Origin of the sequence: Mycolicibacterium chitae (assembly GCF_900637205.1) — a bacterium.
GTDB classification, from domain to species: Bacteria; Actinomycetota; Actinomycetes; order Mycobacteriales; family Mycobacteriaceae; genus Mycobacterium; species Mycobacterium chitae.
The window spans coordinates 1,834,175-1,859,213 of record NZ_LR134355.1; the positions used below are offsets into that span (position 1 = coordinate 1,834,175).

Consider the following 25,039-nt stretch of genomic DNA (forward strand, 5'->3'; position numbering starts at 1 on the left):
AGGGGCACATAGGGGAGGCAAGAGTGGCCGCCAGGGGCTGGACTGATCCTGATCTCGCGCTGGGAGGATTGGTCGACGACTTCCGGGATCGATGCGTGCGCGTCTATCAGGAGGATCCGAACCGGGTCGAGGAAGACGCCGGCAAGGAGCGCGGGATCGCCGAGGGCGGGTATGGGCGGAAGCAGATCCAGGAGCTCGTGCAGAACGCCGCGGATGCACTTCAAGGTGCCCCGGGTCGTATCGAGGTCAGTTTGACCGAACATGCCCTCTACGTCGCGAATGAGGGCAATCCGTTCGAAGACACAGGCGTCCGTGCCCTGCTGTACACCCACCTGTCCAACAAGACCGGGACCGAGATCGGACGATTCGGTCTGGGATTCAAGTCCATCAGCGGCATTTCGGACAACCCCCAGATTTTCAGCCGCTCAGTGTCATTCGAGTTCAGTCGGTCGCAGTCAGCCGAGTGCTTGTCAGCCGAGCTGGACCGCCACTACCGCCCGTCCGATGTACCGGCGTTGCGTCTCGCCTGGACGCTGGATCCGGCAGCAGAATTCCGCGTAGACCCGATCCTCGCCGAGCTGTCCACCTGGGCGACCACCGTGGTCAAGGTGCCGCTCAAGGAAGGCACTGCATCACAGCTGTCTCAAGAGATCGCAGAGTTCGACGAGTCGTTCAATCTGTTCGCACCGCATGTGCGGGTCTTGGACCTGGTCGACCGCGTCGCCGACGTGTCACGTCGCTTCGCAGCTGCCAAGAAGGGCAACCGCGTCACGCTGACGACCCAGGACGGTGAGAGGGAGTGGCTGGTCGTATCGACCGACCACAAGCCCTCGTCGCAGGCGCTGGAATCTGCCGGCCACTCGGCGCGGCGGGACTCGGTGACTGTCAGCTGGGCGCTACCTCTGAGCGGGTCCGCCGGTGTCGGCCAGCTGTCCGCGTACTTCCCGGTCAAGTCCGACATCACCCTGAGTGGTCGGGTCAACGCACCGTGGAAGCTGTCGGACGACCGCATCAATGTGATCGAGTGCCTTTTCAACCTGGAGATCCTCGAAGACGTCCTACCGAAGTTGGTCGTCGCGGCTAGAAAGGATCTGATTGCCGACGCGGCCTACGGTCGATACATCGACGTGCTCCCGGCCCGCGGTAAGGAAGCCCGTAGTTGGGCGGACAAGGTACTCAACGAACCGGTTTTCCGGGAACTGAGGGATTCTCGGTGCCTACCGGATCTCGACGGCCAGCTGCGCGCACCGTCTGCGCTGCAACGCGTTCCGGACGATGTCATGGAATACGCGAAGATGTGGCTTGCAGTCACAGGGAACCGCAGCGTTTGGGTCCACCCGGATTGCACCAGCACCACCGAACGGCGGTCGAAGGTCGACCGTTTGATGCAGGAGGGCGACCGCCCGAAGCCTGCAGGCAGGGTTCTCCATTGGTTGCAATCGGTTGTAGCGGACCCCGGCCCGGGTCAATCGGCGGCGGCCATCGAACTGGCTGCGAACCTCATTCTCAAGGGAGGTAATACGGAGAAGGACGTCCGTGACTCCCGGATCGTCCTCCTCGAGAACGGATCGCTGGCCCAACCCATTCGTGGACGGTGCTTTCTCCGAACAAACGCAGGGCAGCACGGAACCTCATTCGTCGACCAGGATGTCGCTGCCCGCGCGGCCACCGCCGCCGCGCTCGAGGCGCTTGGGGTCACCGCCTTCGAGGATGGCGGCGAGATGCTGCAGTTGCTCACGGAACTCAGACGCACCGGCAAGGTCGACTGGGACGAGTTGTGGATCGCGATGCGTGGATCCGGCGTCCAACAGGTTCACGAAGCGTTCGAGAGCGTTCTCGAAGGACACGCAGCCCGAATCATCCATGTGCGAAACGGAGTCGGCCGTTGGGTTGTGCCCCAGGGGCTTTACTTCGCCGGCGAATGTCTAAAACAACTCAGAGAAGACGGCGAGTTTCTTGTCGATGGTGCCTATCACGCCAGTGACCAAGAAGTGCTGTACATGCTCGGTGTGCGGTCGCGGCCATCACGAGGCGGAGGCGCGCAGGAACGCTGGGTGTCGCGATACATGAATGAAGTTCGCGCGCGTATCGGGGACGAACTCGGGCTGAGTGTTCAAGCGCGTCAAGCAATCCAGATCGATGGCCTCGACTCGGTTTTGGGCCCACTGGAGTGCCTGCCGGAGCTCAGCGTCACCAACAGGACGGCCATGACGGTAGCCCTGTTGAGCGACGTGGACGTCCCTCGTGTTCGAGTGAGTCATCCGAACGTCCCGAAAACAGGGCGATACGTTGCGCCCGAATTGTGGTGGGCCAGAAGCGAAGGTCTTCTACCAACGGTTCTCGGACCGATGCCGCCGTCCGAAGCGTTCGTTGCAGATATCGAGGAGGCTCCGGAGGGGCTACTACCCTGTGTATCCCAAGTGGTACTCAGCCGAGATGCCGAGGACGTTCTGACGCTCAAGAAGAGAATCAGCGAAATCGATCCGGCTGGTTTCCGGAAGCTCGTCGATGTCCACATGGCCCGGGATGACATGCAACATGTGGGGCAGAGCTACGCGTGGTGGTGCTGGACACACAGAGAGTCCGAGCCTCCGGAGAAGCTCTGGGTTCGTAAGAACGGCCAGTGGTCTGAAGAAGACCGCAGGACTGTTGCCGTCGTGCATGGCGCGGATGCCTTTTCCGAGCTGGATCAGTTCGGCATACCGTGCGTGGTCGTGGATTCCGTCGATGACGTCCACACGCTGAGCGAACTATGGGAATGCCTGGAAGGCCGTGACCTGCCCGTCACGTACTCGTACGAAACGAGTGCAGAACCGGTTCTGCTCACCGATGTGTTCCCGGTGCTGGATGCGCTCGAGATCGACAACGAACTCGATGGTCTGGTGCTGCAGAAGTGCCTGTCGCTGAGCAAAGTTGCGGCTGTGCCTGGGCAGCCGGAAGTACGGGTTGCCTGCGGATCCGGCCGTGCGGCGAAGACGATCCTCGTCACCGGAACCACCGACCATCAGATCCTGAAGCAAGTGCTGGGGCAACTGCTCTACGACGATTCAGATCGGCATGTGGATGCGTTGCTCAAGGATATGGACCGGCGTAAGAACTCCGAGCAGGTGCGGGCGGTCCGCAAAGCCTCCTCGGATGCCGAGCGACTCCTCCTTCTGGTCGGGGAAGACCGCCTGAGGCCACTTATCCCCAAAGATGCGCTGAGCTATCTCGCCAACGAGGGCGGGGTTGAACCAAGGGGGCTCGCCCTGGCCGAGCTGTGTGTGAGCATGTTGGGCGTACGTGCCCTCGAACGCGCCTGCAAGGTCGATCCCACCGGGCTTCCGGTCGTACCCCCTTCCACATGGGCGGGCTCCTTCCCCACCCGCAAGTGGGTGACAAACTTCGGTTTCGGCGACGCCTGGGCCGGTCGACCGGCGAGGCAGCGGAACAAACCGGCCGAGTACGTCGACGGTCCCACGCAGCTCGAAAAGCTCCATGACTACCAGCAGGTGGTATCCGAACGGTTGCGGAACTTGTTGACCGGCAACGGTTCGCCCCGCGGATACATATCCTTGCCGACTGGTGCGGGCAAGACGCGCGTGGCGGTTCAGTCGATCGTCGAGGCCATCAGTGACGGCAGTCTCGACGGTTTGGGATCGAGCGGAGTCTTCTCCGGTCCGATTCTGTGGTTGGCCGACGGCGAAGAGTTGTGCGAGCAGGCCATAGATGCGTGGTCGTACCTCTGGCGTGCCGCCGGCCGACAAGATACGCAACTGATCCTCAGTCGATTCTGGGCGTCGTACGAAATGGAAGAAGAAGTCGGCGGCGTCCAAGTAGTCGTGGCGACATGGCACAAGATCCACTCGCGGGCCGTGGGCAACGACTCGTATGCCTGGCTGGCCGAGGCGCCGATCGTGATCATCGATGAAGCACACGGTGCTTACACCCCTTCCTACACGACAATTCTCGAGTGGTTGGGCCGTTCGACGAGGCAGCGGGACAAACCGCTGATCGGACTGACGGCGACGCCATTCAGGGGCCGGCGGGACAGCGCCCAAACGGAGTTGCTGCTCCGCCGATTCGGTGACAACTGCCTGGATGAAGGGGTTTTCGGCGAGGATCTACCACAGGTGCGGTTGCAGCGAGATCGAGTGCTTGCGCGGGCGCATCTGGAGATTCTCGATGGCGTTTCCATCGACCTGTCTGATCAAGAGATCGACAATTTCAAGGAGATGGGCTGGCTCGCCAAGAGTGCGGAGATCCGTCTGGGCCGGAACGAGGATCGGACTCGTACGATTGTGGAGTCCGTCATGAGCAAGCCAGACCATTGGCAGATCGTCGTGTTCGCCACTTCGGTCGAGAACGCACAGACGTTGGCGACCCTGCTCACCTTGCAGGGACGTCCCGCGGCGTCGATCGATCAGGACACGAGCCCGGAGGACCGCCGCGTGGCGATCGAGCGGTTCAAGGCCGGCGAGCTCAAGGTGTTGACCAACTACGCGGTGCTGTCACAAGGATTCGATGCCCCCAAGACGGACGCCGTGTACATCACTCGACCGACGAGCAGTGAGGTCAGGTACCAGCAGATGGTGGGTCGAGGCCTTCGTGGACCCAAGAATGGTGGCACCGAAGAAGTTCTGATCGTGAACATGCTCGACAACATCCTCGAGTTCGGGGACAGCATCGTGTACCAGAGCGTGAAGGACATCACCGAAGCGGAGCGTGCGCAGGAGTCTGTCGGTGTCGGGTGAAAGTGCGCAGGAGCTCGAGCTCAACGAGGAGCAGCTGGACGTTGTCGAGGCTTCGGCCGACGCCAGATTGCTGGTGATCGCCGGGGCGGGCCAGGGTAAGACCGAGGTAGTGGCCAGTCGAATCCGTAGCTTGGTGCAAGACGAAGGGCTGACGCCCTCCGATGAGGTCCTGGTTCTCAGCTTCTCCCGTGCTGCCGTATCGGCCGTCCGGACGCGGCTCGACGTGAGGGACGTGGCCTCCCCGAACGTCCGCACGTTCGACTCGTTCGCGAGTGTCTTGTTGTTGGGAGCCGGTCTCCAGCCCGAGGGCAGTTTCGACGCCCGCATCCGACGTGCTACGCAGCTGCTGGAGGAGGCGGAACAACCGCTCGATGAGATCGAGCCAATTCGTCATGTCATTCTCGACGAGGTTCAGGATCTCGTAGGTGATCGAGCGGATTTCGTTCTGGCGCTACTGAAATGGCTCGATCATGGTGCCGGAATCACAGCGCTCGGGGACCCTTTGCAGGGTGTGTACGACTTTCAGCTCGAAGATTCGTTGAGCAAGACCTCTGCAAAGGATGTCTTCGAGGCGCTGACCGACTCCTTCGGGTGTGAAACTGTTGGACTGGGCAAGAATTATCGGGCCAGAGGAAAGATCCCGAAGCAGGTGGTCGTGCTGGGCGACAAGCTCCGCGAGTTTCACGATGGTGATGTGGCGGAGGAATGCCTCGAAGATCTTGTCCTCGACGTGCCAGATCGAGGCGAGATCGGGGAGTGGTATGACCTCGTCACGCCGCCAGAGGGCAAGAAGACTGCCGTCCTGTGCACGACCAACGCAGAGGTGCTTCGGGTATCGCGGTACCTCAACGAACAATCCGTGGCCCACGCCGTCCGCAGACAGGCGCAGGATTTTGGTGCGGCACGGTGGATTGCGGGTGCACTCGGTCCTTTGCCTGGCCCGAAGGAACGACGATCCGAGGTGGAAGCTGCGCTGGAGCGGTTGCTCGCCGAGGAAGATGTGCAGCAGAAGTGGAACGCACTCAAAACAGCCGAGGGTCGCTTGCGTGATTACGACTCATTGGACCTCTACAGGATGAATAGTCTTGTCAAGGCACGTGCGTTGCCGCTTCCGCTCACCGAGCCAGACCACAGCTCGGTGATCGTGTCGACGATCCATCGAGCCAAAGGCCTGGAGTTCGACACGGTGTTCATGGTCGAACCCAACTGGTTGCCGGAGGACGAAGACAGCTGGACGCGAGTCCGTCGCGAGTACGTGGCATTGAGCCGGGCGCGCGATCACGTCTACATCTGCCGTCTGGCTCAATCGAAAACGAGGATCAGGACCGATGATCGGCTGGGGCGGTTCAAGGAGGAAGCCTGGAGTCGGAAGAAGCGCGGGGCGACATGGACCAGAGCATTTGAATTCCTCTACGGAGATGTCGAAACTGGCTATCCCGCGGCGTCACATGACGCGGACGCCCGACAGGTTCAGCAGACGCTGCAATCGATCGATCAGATCGGTATGAGGGTGTATGCCGAACTCGACGAGGTCGAGTCCACTGCAGAATCACCGTCGTACCTGCTGGTTACGCAAGATCGAACTCCTCTGGGGCGCACCAGTGTTGCCTTCGATAGCGCCTTCCAGAAGACCTTCAGTTGGCTGAAGAACCGCCCGACGGTCATCGATGGTCTCTCCCTGGTGTCCGTGGAGACCGTCGCGGGTGACTATCGAGAGTCAGAGAAGGCCGGTCTCGGAACCTCAGGCTTCTGGCTCGTACCACGAATAACAGGCCTGGCCCGGCCTGATCTGAACACAACCTAGGAGTTACAGCCTGCAATGGCCAACCTTGCTGAGCAGTATGGATTTCGCGACGACATCGTCGATGAGTTGATCAAGGACCTGGTCGGCCCGGGGGAGGGGGATGACGAGGTCATCACCGACCTTCCCCTGGACCGGTACATCGCCGGGGTGCTGTGGCCGGCGGAAGACCGGCTGCAGGAAGAGGCAGAGCCCGTCAGTGGGGAGTCCGAGGAAAACGACGCTGTCGACAGCCCGATTTCCCAAGCGCTGATGCGTTACCCGACATCGATGGGGATTACGTTCTCCGTTGACCTGGCAAAGGCTTCGTCTGTCCAAATCGTTGCCCGTGCAGCCAAGTACGTTCCCTCTGGCGCCAAGGAAGACGGCGAGTCGGCGGGATCTCAACGTCCAACCCGTCGCAAGCGGATCGCACGGCCGGACTCTTGGACTCGCACCCCCCAGAACATCGATCCCATCGACTGGGACATTGCGACGCCCGGGGTGAAGAAGGTCGACGTCGTACCCGGCCTCGAGCTCTACGTGTACACACGCGTCCCGGCTAACGGACGGGTGGCGGTGTCGGCGGCGCTACGCAACACACAGGTGCCCCTCAAGGCAGAGTTTCGCGACGGATTTGCCTGGTTTCAGGTCGGCCTGGAGGTTCAGTCGCCCGAGCTCGCGATCGTCGACCGGTCCTCGTATGGCGTCCTCAGCGACGACTCCGACTTACGTTCTGCGGCACTGCTGTATCGCAACGCACGAGTCTTCGCCATCGGCCACGGTTGCGCCTCCAGTTGGGATCGCGAAGGTACTTGTTCTCATGTCGGCCGGGTGGCAACTACGTTCGTTCCTCGGCAGGAGATCTCCAGGGCGAAACCCGGCGGCGTGAGCTCCGGTGTGGACCTTCGAATGTCTTTTTTGAGCAACGCCTCCGACGAGGAGTTGGCGCACAATCTCGGCCAGCTGGTCACCGAGTACAGGGAGTGGATCGACCGGCTGAGCGAGAGCGTTCAGCACGACGAGGCCGACGTCGACGACGGTCTGAAGGTGGTTGCCGGGGAACATGTCGAGCGTGCTCGGACTGCGGCCGCACGAATGCAGAACGGAATCGATCTAATCGTCACCGATTCGGACGCCGGACGTGCATTCCGGCTAGCGAACGCCGCCATGCAGATGCAGCGTGCACGTCAGGACTGGGTCCGCGGCGGTGCTGTCGGAGCTGTTGGCGACGGCGCGGAGCAGAGTTGGAGACCGTTCCAGATCGCCTACGTTCTGTTGAACCTGCCAGGCCTTGCGGATGCAGATCACGAGGACCGCGACATAGCGGACCTCTTGTGGTTCCCCACCGGTGGCGGCAAGACCGAGGCCTATCTCGGCTTGGTCGCCTTCACGATCTTTCACCGCAGGCTCAAAGACCCCGGGACGCTCGGCGTGGCCGTCATCATGCGCTACACCCTGCGCCTGCTGACGATTCAACAATTCGAACGCGCCACTATGCTGCTGTGCTCGCTGGAGCGGATACGTCAGCGTGAGAACGACCTGGGGGACCGCCCGTTCTCGATCGGCCTGTGGGTTGGCCAGGGCGCAACGCCGAATACGTTGGTCGAAGTGCGTAAGTCACTGAACGCTATCGCCGAGGGCCGGGAACTCAACGAGAAGAACCCGGTACAGCTGACCCAGTGCCCGTGGTGTGGTCAGGACCTCAACGAGACCCACTACTCGGTGGTCAAGTCGCCCGAGGAGCGGCTCAGGATCGCGTGCGGGAACAGTGCGTGTGAGTTCCGGAACGGTCTGCCGGCCTACGTCGTCGACCAGGACATCTACCGAGTGCGTCCGGAACTCGTCCTGGGCACCGTCGACAAGTTCGCGCAGATGGCGTGGAATGAGAAGGTTCGAAACCTGTTTGCGCGCGACGGAATCGGTACGGCGCCATCTTTGATCATCCAGGACGAGCTGCATCTGATCTCCGGTCCGCTCGGCTCGATCGTCGGACTGTATGAAGCCGCGATCGATGCCGCTTGTGGACAGCTGACCTCCGAAGGCATCATCCGCGGCAGGCCGAAGGTCATCGCCTCGACGGCGACCATCCGCCGCGCCGACCGTCAGATCCGCGCAGTGTTCAACCGTCGGGCCGAGCAGTTCCCGCCGCCGGGCATTGATCCGGATCAATCTTTCTTCGCGGAACCTGCCCCCCGCGATCACTACGGCACACGTGAGTACATCGGGGTGATGGCGCCGGGGACCAGCCACGCCACACTGATGGTGCGGGTCTACGCCGCCATATTGCAGGCCGCGCATGATCTGACAGGTAGTCCCGAAACCAGGGATCCCTATTGGACACTCCTGGGTTATTTCAACAGTCTCCGCGTGCTCGGCAGCGCGAATCTTCAAGTGGAAGGCGATGTTCGAGACCGACTGCAACTTGTCGCCCGACGCAAGCAGGCGTCGCCACGTGATTTGAGGCCTCCCGTCGAGTTGACCAGTCGTGTCCCATCGGCAGAGATCCCGCGTACGCTCAAGAGCCTCGAGAAAGACGTGTCCTCGGGTTCGGCGAACGACGTGGTGCTGGCCACCAACATGATCTCGGTGGGCGTCGACATCGACAGGCTCGGCCTGATGGCGGTAATGGGCCAGCCCCAATCGAGTGCGGAGTACATCCAAGCCACCAGCCGCGTCGGACGTCAGCACCCTGGGTTGGTCGTCACGATATTCAACTCTGCCCGGTCACGGGACAGGTCACACTACGAGAACTTCGTGCCGTACCACCAAGCGCTGTACCGGGCAGTCGAAGCGACCAGCGCGACACCGTTCGCCGCCCGCGCACGAGACCGTGCCTTGCACGGCGTTCTGGTTTCGCTCACCCGGCTTCTGGTGGACGATCTGGCAAGCAATGAGTCGGCGCACAAGGCGGCTGACCGGTACGACGAGATCGCCCTGATGGCCGAACTGTTGGGGCAACGCGCGCAGGTGGTCACCGATCCGGAGGAGGCGGAAGACACCGTCAACCAGCTTGGCGAGCTTCTCAAGGTATGGGCTGAGGCCGCCGAATCCAGTCCGGACATGCAGTACCGGAACAGCCGCGACTACGACGAGTCGCTACTGGTACCAACCGACGAGGCGTTGACGAACGACGACATCGAGTACTCCACTCGAGAGACCCCCTGGCCGACCCTGCAGAGCATGCGGGACGTCGACGCCGAAAGCACGTTGTACCAGATTTCTGCGAGAAGGATGCTCTGATGAATAGTGCGAAGGCCCGCCGTAGCCAGCTGCTGAGCACGTACGGTGTCGGCGGCCTGTTCCCGGCCGAATCGACCAGTTTCATGATTGCCGGCCTCCACGTGTGGAACGTCGAAAGAGCAGAACACATCTCCGAGCCGCGATTGGCCAGGGCACTCGGAGTTACCGAGCTCAAGGCACCGCCCGCCGGTGGCAAGCGCGATATCCCGGTAATCCGCTATCCGTACACCCAGGTGTGTCCCAAGTGCCGGCGCATCGGTTCACTCGGGGACCTCTCGAAGGACAAGGGTGAGGCCAGATGCAAGGTCGACAACGTCGACCTGAGTCCGTTCAGGCTCATGGGTGCTTGCCGAAATGGTCACGTGAGCGAGTTCCCCGTTTTCCGGTGGTTGCACAAGGGGCAGCAGGAGCAGAGCGTCGGTGATGACCATGTCATGAGGCTCAACGTGCTGGGACGGACCTCGTCGCTCGGTGACTTGGTCCTCGACTGCACGTGTGGCGTCGAGAAACGCAGCCTAGAGGGGGCGATCGGCTCGGGGTCCCTCATGGATTTCGGTAAGTGCAGTGGGTTTCGGCCGTGGCTCGGAGCTGATGCGACCGAGAGCTGTGACGAGTTCCCCCGCGCGGTCCAGCGCGGTGCCTCCAACGTCTGGTTCCCCGCCGTGCGGTCCTCCATCTCCATACCGCCGTACTCGGAGGCGCTGGCGAAGTTCGTGGACAAGCACTGGGAAATGGTGAAAGACCCGGCCGCCGTGATCCCGCCTGTGATCGCCGGATTGGCTGCGATGTCCAAGGGGCGGTTCAGCGCCGACCAGATTACACGTGAGATCGAACGGCGTCGTGGTGAGGACGAAGACGACGAGGAGATCTCGGAGGCCAAGCTTCGAGCGGACGAATACAAGGCACTGGTCGAAGGACGTGAGGAGGAGAGCCTCGATTCGGACTTCGTCTGTCTACGACGCGATGTCCCTGATGGTTTCGAGTCCCTGATCACTGACGTGCGGAAAGTGACCAGGCTCCGAGAAGTCGGTGCGCTGCAAGGGTTCACCCGGCTGGACGGAGCTCCAGACCCGTCGGGGCCCGCGCAGAAATTATGCGCGCTCGCACCCACGCATCTGCACTGGTTACCCGCGATCGAGGTGATCGGCGAAGGCGTGTTCCTCGCGTTTCGGCGCACCGCGCTCGTCGAGTGGGCCGAGGGTGACTTCGCGCAAAAGCGACTCAGCATCCTGCAGAGGGCGGCCGACCGCGCGGCTGCGGACTACGGCCGTCCGCCGGCTCCCGTCGACATCATCAAGGTCGCGATCCACACCCTGTCGCACATCATCATCGATCAGTTGTCGCTCGACGCGGGGTATCCGGCCGCTGCGCTCCGGGAACGACTCTTCGTGGACGACAAGGTGGCAGGCCTGCTCGTGTACACGGCAAGCTCGGACTCTGCGGGAAGCCTGGGCGGGGTTGCCTCTATGGCCGAGACCGAACAGCTCGAGGCGGCGCTCAGAGAAGGTCTGCAACGTCTGTCGTGGTGTTCCTCGGATCCCGTTTGCATCGAGTTGACGGGCTCGGGTACCGAAGGGCTGAATCTCGCAGCATGTCACGCGTGCGTGCTCGCGCCGGAGACCTCCTGCGAGATGAACAACTCCTTCCTGGACCGGGCGTTGCTGTTCGGGACCCACGATGCGGGCTGTGAGGATGCGGGATTGTTTAGTGAGCTGGTGGAGAGAGCGCGCTGAGACTTGTCGGCGAATCGGCAGGTCCTTCAGGAAAGGTATTGAGACTCAGTGAAAGTGAAGCACCATCAGAGGTTCCCGCTCAAGTATGGGGAACTCCGCGACATGAGATGCGGCGCGTGCACCGACGAGGCGAAGGGTATTCGGCGGGTTAGAGACTTCCGTCCGACCTACTTCACGGCCGACTGGACCGATGGCGTGCTAATCGAGGTCCGAGTGTGGGGTCCCCAGCTCCTTGATGATGGTTCGGAGGGTGAGCGCGACCTTGATTACCGTTGGAAAAATACGCGCGACTTGGGGCTGGTTAAGTACCGCGATCTTCCGCGAATCGTCGCAGAGCGGCTGCTCGAGTACAACGCAGAGAACGGTTTCACAGTTCTTCCCGAACAGGAGTGAACATTTGAGTTCGGGCACATAGCTCAGTCCGCGGCGGCAGTACCCACGATGCGGTGTCCGATGAACGGGTCCTGATTGTTAGTTCGCATTGCACCTGCCGAATGCCGCGGTCGCAGGCGACGATATACCGAAGTTCCGAGTAGTGAGCCCGACGAAAACGCAGTTACGGTGCATGTAACGAAAACTCGAACCAGGTGTGGGCCGTTCGCTTGCGAGGCCGCTGTTCTCGCCCGACGTGGACAAAGTTTGTCAGGCATTGAAATTGAACGGAGTGGTGTAGGTGGCGAATCTGGTTATCGCATCGAACAGTAAAGGCATGTCCAAGCTGGACGGTTCGATCAAGAACAAGGTGTACGACTTCTTCGAGAAACTTGCCGCCGACGACACTCAGCCCTCCCTGCACATCGAACCGCTCCACGTCGCCATCGACCCCCGCGTGCGGACGGGGCGCGTCGACCTGCACTATCGCGCGGTGCTGTTCCGCGTCGACGACAAGTCCAGCGGGCCCACGTATATCTACATGGGCACCTGGAGCCACGACGACGCCATCAAACTCGCCGAACGTGCCACCCTGCGGGTCAATCCCATCAACGGCACTCTCGAAGGTTTGATCGGTGAGTCCGCTCCTGCAGAGCCAATGCCGGTTGCTCCCGTCGAGCAACCGGTTTCGAAGCCGGCACTGTCTTATCTTGCCGGGGTCGGCTACACCCTCGCCGACTTGACCGACGGGTTGGGCATCAGCCCCGCGCTGGCAGCCAAGTCGATGGAAGCACCGGACGAGTCGGCGCTTTTGGAGGTCGCGGCGACTGGGCTCGAATGGGAGGGTAGTGCGCTGCTCGAACTCGCCACGGGTGTCGCGATCGAGACGATCCGGGAGAACCATGGGTTCGCCAAAGAACCGGTGGACACATCCCTCGATGAGGACCAGCAGATCATCGCCGCCCTGGAGCGCCCGGCCTCGAAGATGCAGTTTGCGTTCATCGAGGACAACGAAGAGCTTCGCCGAGTCATCGAAGGCGGCGACTTTGCGGCGTGGCGCACCTTCCTGCACCCCGAGCAACGCAAGTATGTCGAGTCGGATTTCTCTGGCGCATTCCGTCTTTCAGGGGGTGCCGGCACCGGTAAGACTGTCGTCGCCATCCATCGGGCACGCCGCCTGGCGCGCGACAAGCCGGACGCCCGGATCATCCTGACCACCTACAACGCCACTCTCGCCCAAGGGCTGAAGACCGACCTCGAGGCGCTGGATCCCGGTGTGCTTATCGCCGATAGACCCGGAGATCCCGGAGTGCATGTGGGCGGTATCGACGCACTCGGCAGGGATGTGCTGTACCGCTCGGGAGACGCCGCGACAGAGGCTTGCAGGCGAGTGTTCGGTCCGGTCGCCGAGTTCGGTTCCAAGAGGACAGCATCTGACGCGGTGTGGCGAGACGTCGCACAGTCGGTCGATTCGGGTCTGGATGCCAAACTCGCCAGTCCCGCATTTCTCGAGAGTGAGTACGTAGCGGTAGTTCTGGCGAATCGCATCACCACGCTGGAGCAGTACGCCAAGATTGCGCGACCGGGTCGCGGGGTGCGGCTCAGCCGTCCGCAGCGCATCGCCGTCTGGAAGCTGGTCGAGGCGTTCCGTCGGCAAAGTCAGATGGACGAAACAATCAGTTTCCCGGAAGTCCTCGCGCTCGCCGCCGAAGCGCTGCGCGTCCGTGCCGAGCGTGATGGCAGCTACCTGGCGGACCACGTCATCGTGGACGAGGCGCAGGATCTGCATGCCACGCACTGGGCATTACTGAGGGCGTTGGTGGCAGAAGGCCCCAACGACCTGTTCATCGCCGAGGACTCGCACCAACGGATCTACGGCAGTCCGGTTGTGTTGAGCCGCTTCGGGATCAAGATTGTCGGTCGATCCCGTCGACTGACACTGAATTATCGGACTACGGCGCAGAACCTCCACTTCGCGGTGAGCGTGCTTTCCGGTGCGGAGTATCGTGATCTCGAACAGGGGGAGGAGTCGACCAGTGACTATCGCTCCGCGCGCAATGGCCCAGTCCCGGAGTTGATTCCGTGTTCTGACTTGGGTGCCGAACTCGAGACGGTGGCGGCGAAGGTCAAGTCATGGTTGGTGGAGGACGGTGTGGAGCCCGAAAGCATCGCCGTGCTCACCCGCAGTCAGGACGAACGCGATCGTTTCGTTCGAGGGCTCGGCGAGCGCGGCGTTTCTGCGCGCGCCGTCGACAAGAACGCGTCGATACCGGGTCAACCGCTCGTGATGACCATGCACCGGGCGAAGGGGATGGAATTTTCCAGGGTGGTACTGGTGGGCGCCGACGAGAAGCACGTACCGTTGCCGGCGTCCGTGCGCAACGTGCCCGAGGAGGAGCGCGCCGAGGCGCTTCTGCGGGAACGCTCATTGCTCTATGTTGCTAGCAGCCGCGCGCGGGATGCGTTGGTGGTCACGTGGAGTGGAAAGAAGTCGCAACTATTGGGGCCGTAGGATACTTGAGATTTGGGCAGAGCCAGTAATGACGTCGCTGGGCGTTGTGTCTTGGCGCACCGGCCCGTGTGCTGCGGTCATTAAACGACGGCTGCGAGATCACCTCAGTCGTGGGGCAACAACCCACTGACGCTCGAAACGGGCAGTCTGGCGCCGGCCATCGGCTGCCCCTGCCATCGGTCCAACCAGCACCCTTTCTTGGTCAGCCATCGATTCGTCGCGAACTCTTTCTCTATCGATAGCGGTAAAGGCACACGACTACGCCGTTTGTTCGTTTTCTTGCGTACCCGCTCGGGCGTCGTCCTCAGGTCACGATCAATACGGCCGTGGTCGCAACGGAGGCTCCCCAGATTGCGACCTTGCATGGCACAGAGAGTCAGTAATGCCAAGGGCCTTGGGCCTGAGTTAGGACATCGATCGGGGATCTGAGGGGTCTTATCGCTGTGACCTGGGGTTTCGTGTGGTGATTTGGGGCACTAGGGGCACTAACGGGGTAGGTTCGGGCGGTGGCGTACGTGCGGAAGGTGCGCACTTCCTCCGGTGCGGTGGCGGTGATCGCGCTCATCGAACGTCCCCAGGTGTGCTCGCCGAAATTCCTCACCTGTGAGCACCGGTCAGTGTAGGGGTTGACGGGTTCCGGTGGCGGCTCGGCGGAGGCTTTCGGCGGCGGCGTGGTGGTCGCGTAGCCGGTAGGACTCGCCGTCGAGATTGATGACCACCGACCGGTGTAGGAGGCGGTCGAGCATGGCGGCGGCGACGGTGGTGTCACCGAGTACTTCGCCCCATGCGCCGACCCCGCGGTTGGTGGTGATGACGATGCTGGTCTTCAAATAGCGTTGGGATACGACTTGAAACAGCGCCGAGGCTGCCTCAGCTGGTAGTGGCAGGTAGCCCAGTTCGTCGATCACCAGCAGTGTTGGGCCGGCGTAGAACCGCATGGTGGTGGCCCAGCGTCCCTCGATGGCGGCGCGGTGGCAGCGTGCGGCCAGGTCGGCGGCGGTAGTGAAGTAGGTGCGGTATCCGGCATGTGCTGCGGCCCTTGCTAATCCAACTGATAAGTGCGTTTTTCCTGTGCCCGGCGGGCCGATCAGTAGGACGTTGGTTGCCGATTCGAGGTAGCGGCAGGTGCCCAGTTCGTCGATCAGTGCGCGGTCGATGCCGGCGGCGGCGTCGACATCGAAATCGGCGAGGGTGGCGGGGGTGGGCAGGTTGGCGAACCGCAATCTTCCAGCGAGGCGGCGGGCGGTGCTGGCATCGACTTCGGCGGCCAGCAGCCGCTCCAGGGCCACCGTGATCGACAGGCCCTCGGCGGTGGCCTGGTCGAGCACCGAGGGCAGGGCCTCGGCGGCAGCGGTGAGTTTAAGCTCGGCCAGGTGCGACCGCAGTTGCTGATAGCGGCTTGCCGCGGCCGCCGGTGTCTCGGTGGTGGTTTTCGGGGTGCGTGGGGTGGGGGTCATTGCAGGGTCCTTTTCTGGGCGGCCCGCTCGTAGACGGACAGGTCGATGACAGTGGAATCGGTTGATGGCGTGGTTGATTCGGCCGAATTGGCGGTGGTGTCGCGGAGCGCACGCAGTTGTGCGGCAGCGGTTTTGGCGGCCGGGCCGGGTGGGATGCGTTCCTTGCGGCGATGCGGTCGCCCGGTGTTAGCGGTGGCCATCGCCGCGGTGTCCAGGGCGATGATGTGGCCGCTGTCGCGGACCATCACACCGAGCCCGTCGGCAGCCATGCGGTGTCGCGCGATCACGATCCCACTCGTGGTGGCGATGTCGCAGAACTGGCCACCGATTGGATGGCTGATCGTCACCTGCGCGGCAGCCAGCTCCGGTGGCACCGAGTACCGGTTGCCGCGGTAGGACACCAACGCTTGGCGCGAGGCGGTCCGGGACTGCGACACGATCACCGGATACGGCGCCGCCGGCACCGGCGCCAGCGGTTCGGCCTTGGCGACCACGGCCACCGAGGATCGCCCGCCGACGGTGGCCCGAATGCGGGTGTCCCCGCGCACACGGGAGAAACGATCCACACTGGCTTGGGCCTGTTCGACGGTCATGTCGTCAGCCAGGGTGCGCCACCAGCGTTGCGCGGCAGTGTGATTGACCTTCTCGACCACACCTTTGCGGTTACCGCGGCGCGGCGGGCAGATCGCCACCGACACCCCGTAATGTTTGGCCACCCCGGCAAACGATGCGGTGACTCGACCTGAGCCGGGATCGCAGACGGTGGCCATCCGGTCGAACCGCCACACCCTGCTCAGTCCACCCAGGCCGCGGCAGATCTTGTCGATGGCGGCGACCAGGTGCGGTTGATCCATCGACGGTGAGAGCACTGCCCGCCATTTCCCGGAATGTGCCAGCGATCCGACCAACAGGAACGCCTTCTTCCCCCAACCCCACGATTCGGGTGGATCGGGCAATTCCAGCCAGTCCCACTGGGTTTCCTCACCCGGCGGATGCGCGATGATGGCGTTGGGTCGGTCGGTGGCGGTGCGGCAAGCCTGGCCGTCCGGCCGCAAACCTCGGGTGCGGATGTTGCGGGTCAGGCTCTGATACGACAGCCCGAAACCCAGGCCTTCGAGTTCGTCGTAAAGGGTGCGGGCCCACAAGTGCGGGTCCTCGACCAGCCGGGCCGACACGTAGTCGACGAACGGGTCGAACGGATCCGGACCCGACCTGGCCCGCACTCCGGGCTTGCCATCGCCGGCCAGATACTTGCGGACTGTTTTGCGGTCGAATCCGGTGTGACGGGCAATCGCAGAGATCGACCAACCACGTTTTCGTAGGGCGTGTACTTCCATGTCGTCCTCCCATGTGAGCATGAGAAAGCGGGCCTCCTTCGACTGGAGCTACTGGCGTCAGACACCAGCAGCATCGAGGGAGGCCCGCCCTTCTCGGCGGAGCCACACGGGTGGGGAATTTCGATGAGCGTCAGTGGGGAATTTCAGTGAGCGCGGTCAGCGGTGCAGGTGGCCCGCAAGAACCAGGGCAAACACGAGATCCTGGCTCATCTGGGGTCCGCCCATACCGACGTTGAGCTGGGGGTTCTGCTGGAGCAGGCCCGCCGGATCGCCGATGGTGATCAACAGGGTCTGGATCTGGAGGTAGCCCGCAAGGTCGCCCGTGTCGGCGAGGTCGCCGACTGGCGGCCCGCCGATGAGACCGTGGCGCCGGCGTCGGCCGGCCCGGGTCACATCACGGGCACCTCCTCGCGGTTACTGCGTGAGGTCCTCGGGCACGTGTATGACTGGCTCGGATTCGATGTGGTCGATGACGCGGTGTTCCGGGATCTGGTGATCGCCCGGATCGTGGAGCCGACCAGCAAGCTCGACTCGATCCGGGTGCTCGAAGACTTGGGCGCTACGACGGTGTCGTATCGGACCATCCAGCGCCATCTGGACGTGATCGGCCCGGGTGGGTATCGGGATGCGATCGCCGCGAAGTGCTTTGACTACTCCCGTGATTGCGGTGGGCTGTCCCTGTTGCTCTATGACGTTACGACCTTGTATTTCGAGGCTGAATCGGAGGATGAGCTGCGCAAGGTGGGGTTCAGCAAAGAACGGCGGGTCGACCCTCAAATTGTGGTCGGACTGCTGGTGGATCGCAGTGGTTTCCCTTTGGAGATCGGTTGTTTCGAGGGAAATACCGCCGAGACGACCACTCTGGTGCCGATTATCGCCGGCTTCGTCGAACGCCACGGCCTCGCCGGCACACCGCTGGTGGTGGCTGCTGATGCCGGGATGCTCTCCGCGGCGAACCTCACAGCCCTCGATGAGCTGGGGCTGTTGTTCATCGTCGGCTCCCGAGTGACCAAGGCGCCCAAAGACTTAGAGTCCCACTTCCATTGGAACGGTGATGTTTTCACCGACGGACAGATCATCGACACCGTCACACCCCGGCACGGCAACAGCGTCGTCAACGACATCAGCCGGCGTGCTGAGCCGGCCTGGCACCCCGAGACCTCACCGGGAGCGTGGCGGGCGGTCTGGGCGTACTCGGCCAAACGGGCCCGCCGCGACCAGAAGACCCTGGCCGCCCAAGAAGCCCGCGCCCGAGCCATCGTCGAGGGCTCCAAGGCGGGCAAGTCCGCCCGGTTTGTGAAGGTCCGCGGCGATGACCGCACCCTCGACGAGGCCAGTCTGGCCCGCGCCCAATCCCTCGTCGGCCTCAAGGGATACGTCTCGAACGTGCCTGCCGCGGTGATGCCGGCTGCCGAGGTCATGGCGAAGTACCACGACCTGTGGCACGTGGAGAAGTCCTTTCGGATGTCCAAGAGCGACCTCGCCGCGCGGCCCATGTTCCACCGTCAACGCCGGGCCATCGAGGCGCACCTGACCATCGTGTTCACCGCCCTGGCCGTCTCCCACGCCATCCAGTCACGCACCGGATGCTCCATCGCCAAGGTCGTCAAGACATTGCGCCCGCTGCGCAGCGCCACCATCACCATCAACGGCGCCACCCAGACCTTCCCGCCCGCGATCCCCGCCACCGAGCGCAAAATCCTCAACGACCTAGGCATCAAACACGGGGCACTAAAAATGTCCTAACTCAGGTGACGCTCGAAACGGGCAGTCTGGCCTGAGTTAGGACATTTGGCTTAGTAAGCCACTTTGATGCCGAGTGCGGTCAGGATTTTCCGTTGAGGCGTAGGAATTTCGGGTGGGAATGCTTGGCTGGCACCGTTGATGACGATGGTCGCTGAACGTAGTGGCCGTAGTTGTTTGATGACGTTGGCGATGGCCAGGCCACTGCGTTCCTGGATGCAGTGCGCGACGGCCAGGGCGGTGAACACTATGGTCAGGTGCGCTTCGATCGCCTCGCGGGTGCGATGGAACATAGGCCGGGCCTCGAGATCGGTCTTGGACATCCGAAATGACCGTTCGACGTGCCACAGGTCGTGGTACTTGGCGATGACTTCCGCGGCGGCCATGACCTCGACACTGAGGTTGGTGACGTAGCCCTTCAACCCGACCAGAGATTGCGCGCGAGCCAAACTGACTTCATCGAGGGCGCGTCCACCGGCAGTGGTTTTGACGAATCGGGTCGATTTCGCAGCCCGCTGACCGCTGATGACCTCCTTGGCGCGGGTCTCCTGGGCGTGCAGAGTCTTCTGATCACGGCGGGCGCGTTTGGCCGAGTAGGCCCAGATCGCCCGCCACGCCCCCGAATGATCCTCGGGGTTCCAGACCGGCTCGGCGCGCTTGTCGGTGTCATTGACGACGCTCTTGGCATGCCGGGGTGTCACGGTGTCGATGATCTGCCCGTCGGTGAAAACATCACCGTTCCAATAGAAATGCGAGGCGAGATCGATTGGAGCCTTCACCGCTCGGGAGCCGACGATGAATCCCAATCCGGCGTCATCGAGGGCGGCGAGGTTGGTCGCTGAGAGCATGCCGGCATCCGCGGCGACCACGATCGGGGTGTCACCGAGGTCGTGGCGTTGCGCGAAGGCGGTGATGATCGGGATGAGCGTGGTGGTTTCGGCGGTGTTGCCCTCAAAGCAGCCGATCTCCAACGGAAATCCGGTGCGATCAACGAGTAGGCCGACCACGATCTGCGGATCCACGCGGCGTTCCTTCGAGTAGCCGACCTGGCGCAGGTCGTCTTCGTTCTCGGCCTCGAAATACAGCGTGGTGACGTCGTAGAGCAGCAGGCTCAAGGTGCCACGGTCGGCGGCATGGATGAAGCATTTGGTCGCGATCACGTCGCGGTAGTTGCCAGCGTTGACCTTGGCCAGGTGACGCTGAACAGTCTTATAGGACATCGGTTCTGCACCCAGGTCAGCCAGCACCCGCAGCGAATCCATCTTGCTGGTGGGTTCCACGATCCGGGCGATCACCAGATCCCGGAACACTGTATCGGCGACGGCATCGAACCCTATCCAGTCATAGATGCCTCCGATGACGTCGTAGAGCAGCCGCGAACTGGTCGCCGCGGTGCGCCCCGGCGCCGCCGGCGCACCCTTGGGGACACCGGCCGGCAACGTCAACGTGCCGTGGCGCCAATCGGCCACATCAGCGACGCGCTGCGCGCGAGCAGGTACCTCGAAATCCAGCACATCTTGATCACCGATAGCGATCCGCCGGGCTTGTTCGAGCAACACACCCAGTTCGGCGTCGGTATGAGCCGATCCGATGTGCTCGACCAGCACGTCACGGCGGCCGTCCTTGCGCATCACCTGCACCGCCACCGCGCCCGAGGCAGTGCGCACTTTACGCACGAACACCCACCGGACCCTACCCGCTTAGTAAGCCAAAACCCGACCATCGCAAACTAAAACCACAGGTCAAAGCGATTCCGATTCCAAAATCCGCCGGGGGTGTCCTAACTCAGGGCCAAGGTCGTCAAGACATTGCGCCCGCTGCGCAGCGCCACCATCACCATCAACGGCGCCACCCAGACCTTCCCGCCCGCGATCCCCGCCACCGAGCGCAAAATCCTCAACGACCTAGGCATCAAACCTGAGTTAGGACATTTGGCTTAGTAAGCCACTTTGATGCCGAGTGCGGTCAGGATTTTCCGTTGAGGCGTAGGAATTTCGGGTGGGAATGCTTGGCTGGCACCGTTGATGACGATGGTCGCTGAACGTAGTGGCCGTAGTTGTTTGATGACGTTGGCGATGGCCAGGCCACTGCGTTCCTGGATGCAGTGCGCGACGGCCAGGGCGGTGAACACTATGGTCAGGTGCGCTTCGATCGCCTCGCGGGTGCGATGGAACATAGGCCGGGCCTCGAGATCGGTCTTGGACATCCGAAATGACCGTTCGACGTGCCACAGGTCGTGGTACTTGGCGATGACTTCCGCGGCGGCCATGACCTCGACACTGAGGTTGGTGACGTAGCCCTTCAACCCGACCAGAGATTGCGCGCGAGCCAAACTGACTTCATCGAGGGCGCGTCCACCGGCAGTGGTTTTGACGAATCGGGTCGATTTCGCAGCCCGCTGACCGCTGATGACCTCCTTGGCGCGGGTCTCCTGGGCGTGCAGAGTCTTCTGATCACGGCGGGCGCGTTTGGCCGAGTAGGCCCAGATCGCCCGCCACGCCCCCGAATGATCCTCGGGGTTCCAGACCGGCTCGGCGCGCTTGTCGGTGTCATTGACGACGCTCTTGGCATGCCGGGGTGTCACGGTGTCGATGATCTGCCCGTCGGTGAAAACATCACCGTTCCAATAGAAATGCGAGGCGAGATCGATTGGAGCCTTCACCGCTCGGGAGCCGACGATGAATCCCAATCCGGCGTCATCGAGGGCGGCGAGGTTGGTCGCTGAGAGCATGCCGGCATCCGCGGCGACCACGATCGGGGTGTCACCGAGGTCGTGGCGTTGCGCGAAGGCGGTGATGATCGGGATGAGCGTGGTGGTTTCGGCGGTGTTGCCCTCAAAGCAGCCGATCTCCAACGGAAATCCGGTGCGATCAACGAGTAGGCCGACCACGATCTGCGGATCCACGCGGCGTTCCTTCGAGTAGCCGACCTGGCGCAGGTCGTCTTCGTTCTCGGCCTCGAAATACAGCGTGGTGACGTCGTAGAGCAGCAGGCTCAAGGTGCCACGGTCGGCGGCATGGATGAAGCATTTGGTCGCGATCACGTCGCGGTAGTTGCCAGCGTTGACCTTGGCCAGGTGACGCTGAACAGTCTTATAGGACATCGGTTCTGCACCCAGGTCAGCCAGCACCCGCAGCGAATCCATCTTGCTGGTGGGTTCCACGATCCGGGCGATCACCAGATCCCGGAACACTGTATCGGCGACGGCATCGAACCCTATCCAGTCATAGATGCCTCCGATGACGTCGTAGAGCAGCCGCGAACTGGTCGCCGCGGTGCGCCCCGGCGCCGCCGGCGCACCCTTGGGGACACCGGCCGGCAACGTCAACGTGCCGTGGCGCCAATCGGCCACATCAGCGACGCGCTGCGCGCGAGCAGGTACCTCGAAATCCAGCACATCTTGATCACCGATAGCGATCCGCCGGGCTTGTTCGAGCAACACACCCAGTTCGGCGTCGGTATGAGCCGATCCGATGTGCTCGACCAGCACGTCACGGCGGCCGTCCTTGCGCATCACCTGCACCGCCACCGCGCCCGAGGCAGTGCGCACTTTACGCACGAACACCCACCGGACCCTACCCGCTTAGTAAGCCAAAACCCGACCATCGCAAACTAAAACCACAGGTCAAAGCGATTCCGATTCCAAAATCCGCCGGGGGTGTCCTAACTCAGGCGCCACCATCACCATCAACGGCGCCACCCAGACCTTCCCGCCCGCGATCCCCGCCACCGAGCGCAAAATCCTCAACGACCTAGGCATCAAACACGGGGCACTAAAAATGTCCTAACTCAGGTGACGCTCGAAACGGGCAGTCTGGCGCCGGCCATCGGCTGCCCCTGCCATCGGTCCAACCAGCACCCTTTCTTGGTCAGCCATCGATTCGTCGCGAACTCTTTCTCTATCGATAGCGGTAAAGGCACACGACTACGCCGTTTGTTCGTTTTCTTGCGTACCCGCTCGGGCGTCGTCCTCAGGTCACGATCAATACGGCCGTGGTCGCAACGGAGGCTCCCCAGATTGCGACCTTGCATGGCACAGAGAGTCAGTAATGCCAAGGGCCTTGGGAGCCCCAATGCCGAAGTGGTCGCTTCGGATGACGGTGGGAAGGTGTCGCCACTGCTGGGTCGTGCGAAGTTAGGGCTCCGGCATTAACTGTCTGCGGAAACAATTCGTAGAAAATCCTTGAGGGCTAAGATGAACACGGTGTGGTCGCCGCCGCTTTGAAGCCGGCCGATATGGGTTATGCCATGGTAGCGCCGGCTTGCCGGATCACTTGGTTCATCGATCGTGATCTCATCCCCTCCGAGGCTACGTTGGTTCTTGCCGATTTCCCAGCAGAGGAGGAATGTCATATCCGTCCACTTCTTTATCGATGCCACTATGTCATCGATTATTGAATCGGCGTTGAATTTGAACTCTGCTACGCCCTCGCGCTCTCGTTCATCTACATCGGTAATTCCAGGAAGGAGCTCTCTAACCTGACTGTCGGTTACCGCTTCGGCATACTCAAAATACGAGTCGTAATAATCGAAACCGCTATAGAAAACTGGGCGTAGGTGGCACAGTATACCCATTCCTACTAATTCGTTGAACAGAGCTATTACATCCTGCTCTGATACTGGCTCAGTTGCAAGCTGAATGTCACCGAAGCCCGGAATGTGGCGCGGATTCAGCGGGCGTTGACGGCGCTGATACGCCTTGACAGCGGGTGAAACATAGCCACTCGGCGTGCCGGAACTTCTCGGTGGCGCAATTCGAAGAAATGGTCGACTCTTATTGGCGACATCATTCGCTATCAGCTCCTCAGTGATTGCAATGAAGTCCTTGACCTCCGGGGGAAAATCTTTACGTCCGAGGTCGGGTTCGATGCCTCGCATGCTGTACACGATCCAGGTGCGGTCGACGTTAAATCCGCGGTGTGTTAGGGCAATCTCCCGCGACCACGACGAGATCATCCCGTCAGTTGCGATTCGTAGGCTCGGCGAGTACAGAAACTTTCGATTGCCGGGGATGTTCCAGGCTTCTCGAATCTGGTCACGATAGCTCGCGCTATATGAGAAGAGGCAGTAGGCACTTACCTCGTGCTGCCTGACAAACGTGGATACTTCCTCGGAAGTGACGAGCTTCTCTCCGTGTCTATCTTTGATTAGCTCGAGCAGGTCGTCTGGACTCAAATTCATATAACATGCGTGATAGGCTTTGCGCTCCTTGGCCTGCGGCTCGGTCCCCCTGTTTTTCTTCAGCCAATTGCCTAGGTCTAGAGTCCGAACTCCTGCTCGAGTGTCCATGTGCGGGTACCGATAAAGGGCGGGCACGTCGCGGCTGTCGGAGTTGCCGTGCGCACGGTACTCGAGCGTTGCGACAAGTTTGCGCTTTTTCGTTATGGCGGGTGGCTCGACGATGCCAATGGCGGTTTGATTTCGAATGGCGGTAGCGGCGTAATCAATGCTAGGAAACGCATGGCGCAGGCTACGAGGCTCGGTAAGCGGTCCAAGGCCGATGGTCACAATCGTCCCGGGGGCAGCAAGGCGACCATCGTGAACGTCCACGCCTACAACCGATAGCTTTCCGATCGGAGGTTCGACGCTGGAGTCGGTGCTTTCCACCCATGACCGACCCCCTTCGATCCGTACGCGATAATGCTCGTCGGACGTGCGGCTCTCTACTTCGAAAAAATTGAAACCATACGCCAAGAATGTGAGGCCGACGCCTTTGTGGCCACGGACTAGGCCCTTGAGGAAGGCCTCGCGCTTGGATCCAACATCGGGTGCCAGATACCGCTCGATAATATCGCTGCCGATACCTCGGCCGTTGTCCCACACCGCGATCCTGTCCTCATCGGTATCGAGGACGATGCGTACCTGCCCGGTATCACCTATGCTTTCGGCCGACAGAACCTCATCGACGGCGTTCTGAATGGGTTCTGCGATGACATCGGCTGCGTTGTGATAGCTCTTGATTACGTTCGTTACCCGTTGCTTGATCCACGCGGCAGCGGCATCGTCGGTGAGCGTCTTGAGTGGTTGGATGTCTTTCATGCCTGAGCACGCTCCAATGTAGTCCCGACAGGGATCTCAATAATAGGGGTACGGGCAAATGGCAGGGCGGTATACCCGGCCTGCGGCCGC

At 61.9% G+C, this 25,039-nt stretch carries 12 protein-coding genes; 7 read left to right on the forward strand and 5 right to left on the reverse strand.

Annotation, left to right across the window (positions count from 1 at the left end; translation table 11 throughout):
* The first annotated feature begins 23 nt into the window (after window positions 1-23).
* The 6 genes from EL338_RS08740 to EL338_RS08765 all read left to right on the forward strand — a co-directional run bounded on the left by EL338_RS08740 (window position 24) and on the right by EL338_RS08765 (window position 14,373).
* A complete protein-coding gene (locus EL338_RS08740; protein WP_235666411.1) occupies window positions 24-4,733 on the forward strand; it encodes a DEAD/DEAH box helicase in 4,710 nt (1,569 codons plus the stop codon).
* A complete protein-coding gene (locus EL338_RS08745; RefSeq protein ID WP_126333407.1) occupies window positions 4,723-6,537 on the forward strand; it encodes a UvrD-helicase domain-containing protein in 1,815 nt (604 codons plus the stop codon). Before EL338_RS08740 ends, EL338_RS08745 begins: the two co-directional genes overlap by 11 nt.
* 15 nt (window positions 6,538-6,552) lie before the next feature.
* On the forward strand, window positions 6,553-9,756 hold the full coding sequence (locus EL338_RS08750; protein WP_126333408.1) for a helicase-related protein: 3,204 nt from the start codon (window positions 6,553-6,555) through the stop codon (window positions 9,754-9,756).
* Complete coding sequence (gene drmB / locus EL338_RS08755) at window positions 9,756-11,489, forward strand: MrfA Zn-binding domain-containing protein (RefSeq protein ID WP_126333409.1); 1,734 nt, start codon at window positions 9,756-9,758, stop codon at window positions 11,487-11,489. The genes EL338_RS08750 and drmB overlap by 1 nt, the downstream gene beginning before the upstream one ends.
* Before the next feature lie 54 nt (window positions 11,490-11,543).
* Window positions 11,544-11,882: a hypothetical protein gene (locus tag EL338_RS08760; RefSeq protein WP_126333410.1), complete on the forward strand. Its 339-nt coding sequence runs from the start codon at window positions 11,544-11,546 to the stop codon at window positions 11,880-11,882.
* Between the two features lie 280 nt (window positions 11,883-12,162).
* Complete coding sequence (locus EL338_RS08765) at window positions 12,163-14,373, forward strand: 3'-5' exonuclease (protein ID WP_126333411.1); 2,211 nt, start codon at window positions 12,163-12,165, stop codon at window positions 14,371-14,373.
* A gap of 614 nt (window positions 14,374-14,987) precedes the next feature.
* Here EL338_RS08765 and istB read toward each other — a convergent pair.
* Both istB and EL338_RS08775 read right to left on the reverse strand, forming a co-directional pair.
* Window positions 14,988-15,830: an IS21-like element helper ATPase IstB gene (gene istB, locus EL338_RS08770; protein WP_085130819.1), complete on the reverse strand. Its 843-nt coding sequence runs from the start codon at window positions 15,828-15,830 to the stop codon at window positions 14,988-14,990.
* Window positions 15,827-17,188 (reverse strand): Mu transposase domain-containing protein, encoded by a 1,362-nt coding sequence (locus EL338_RS08775; RefSeq protein WP_126333412.1) that lies wholly within the window; start codon window positions 17,186-17,188, stop codon window positions 15,827-15,829. Before EL338_RS08775 ends, istB begins: the two co-directional genes overlap by 4 nt.
* Window positions 17,189-17,329: 141 nt before the next feature.
* Here EL338_RS08775 and EL338_RS08780 point away from each other — a divergent pair, with 141 nt between their 5' ends.
* On the forward strand, window positions 17,330-18,913 hold the full coding sequence (locus tag EL338_RS08780; protein WP_126333413.1) for an IS1634 family transposase: 1,584 nt from the start codon (window positions 17,330-17,332) through the stop codon (window positions 18,911-18,913).
* A gap of 50 nt (window positions 18,914-18,963) precedes the next feature.
* Here EL338_RS08780 and EL338_RS08785 read toward each other — a convergent pair whose 3' ends face one another.
* The 3 genes from EL338_RS08785 to EL338_RS08795 all read right to left on the reverse strand — a co-directional run bounded on the left by EL338_RS08785 (window position 18,964) and on the right by EL338_RS08795 (window position 24,949).
* Window positions 18,964-20,541 (reverse strand): IS1634 family transposase, encoded by a 1,578-nt coding sequence (locus EL338_RS08785; RefSeq protein WP_126336751.1) that lies wholly within the window; start codon window positions 20,539-20,541, stop codon window positions 18,964-18,966.
* 305 nt (window positions 20,542-20,846) lie between these two features.
* A complete protein-coding gene (locus EL338_RS08790; RefSeq protein WP_126336751.1) occupies window positions 20,847-22,424 on the reverse strand; it encodes an IS1634 family transposase in 1,578 nt (525 codons plus the stop codon).
* Window positions 22,425-23,059: 635 nt separating this feature from the next.
* Window positions 23,060-24,949 (reverse strand): ATP-binding protein, encoded by a 1,890-nt coding sequence (locus EL338_RS08795; RefSeq protein WP_126333414.1) that lies wholly within the window; start codon window positions 24,947-24,949, stop codon window positions 23,060-23,062.
* Window positions 24,950-25,039 lie beyond the last annotated feature (90 nt).

What these genes read in the sequence shown, in the direction of transcription:
- EL338_RS08790 (WP_126336751.1), bottom strand. Translation starts at nt 22,424, where the DNA reads ATGCGCAAGGACGGCCGCCGTGACGTGCTGGTCGAGCACATCGGATCG.
- EL338_RS08750 (WP_126333408.1), top strand. Translation starts at nt 6,553, where the DNA reads ATGGCCAACCTTGCTGAGCAGTATGGATTTCGCGACGACATCGTCGAT.
- EL338_RS08785 (WP_126336751.1), bottom strand. Translation starts at nt 20,541, where the DNA reads ATGCGCAAGGACGGCCGCCGTGACGTGCTGGTCGAGCACATCGGATCG.
- drmB (WP_126333409.1), top strand. Translation starts at nt 9,756, where the DNA reads ATGAATAGTGCGAAGGCCCGCCGTAGCCAGCTGCTGAGCACGTACGGT.
- EL338_RS08775 (WP_126333412.1), bottom strand. Translation starts at nt 17,188, where the DNA reads ATGCTCACATGGGAGGACGACATGGAAGTACACGCCCTACGAAAACGT.
- istB (WP_085130819.1), bottom strand. Translation starts at nt 15,830, where the DNA reads ATGACCCCCACCCCACGCACCCCGAAAACCACCACCGAGACACCGGCG.
- EL338_RS08795 (WP_126333414.1), bottom strand. Translation starts at nt 24,949, where the DNA reads ATGAAAGACATCCAACCACTCAAGACGCTCACCGACGATGCCGCTGCC.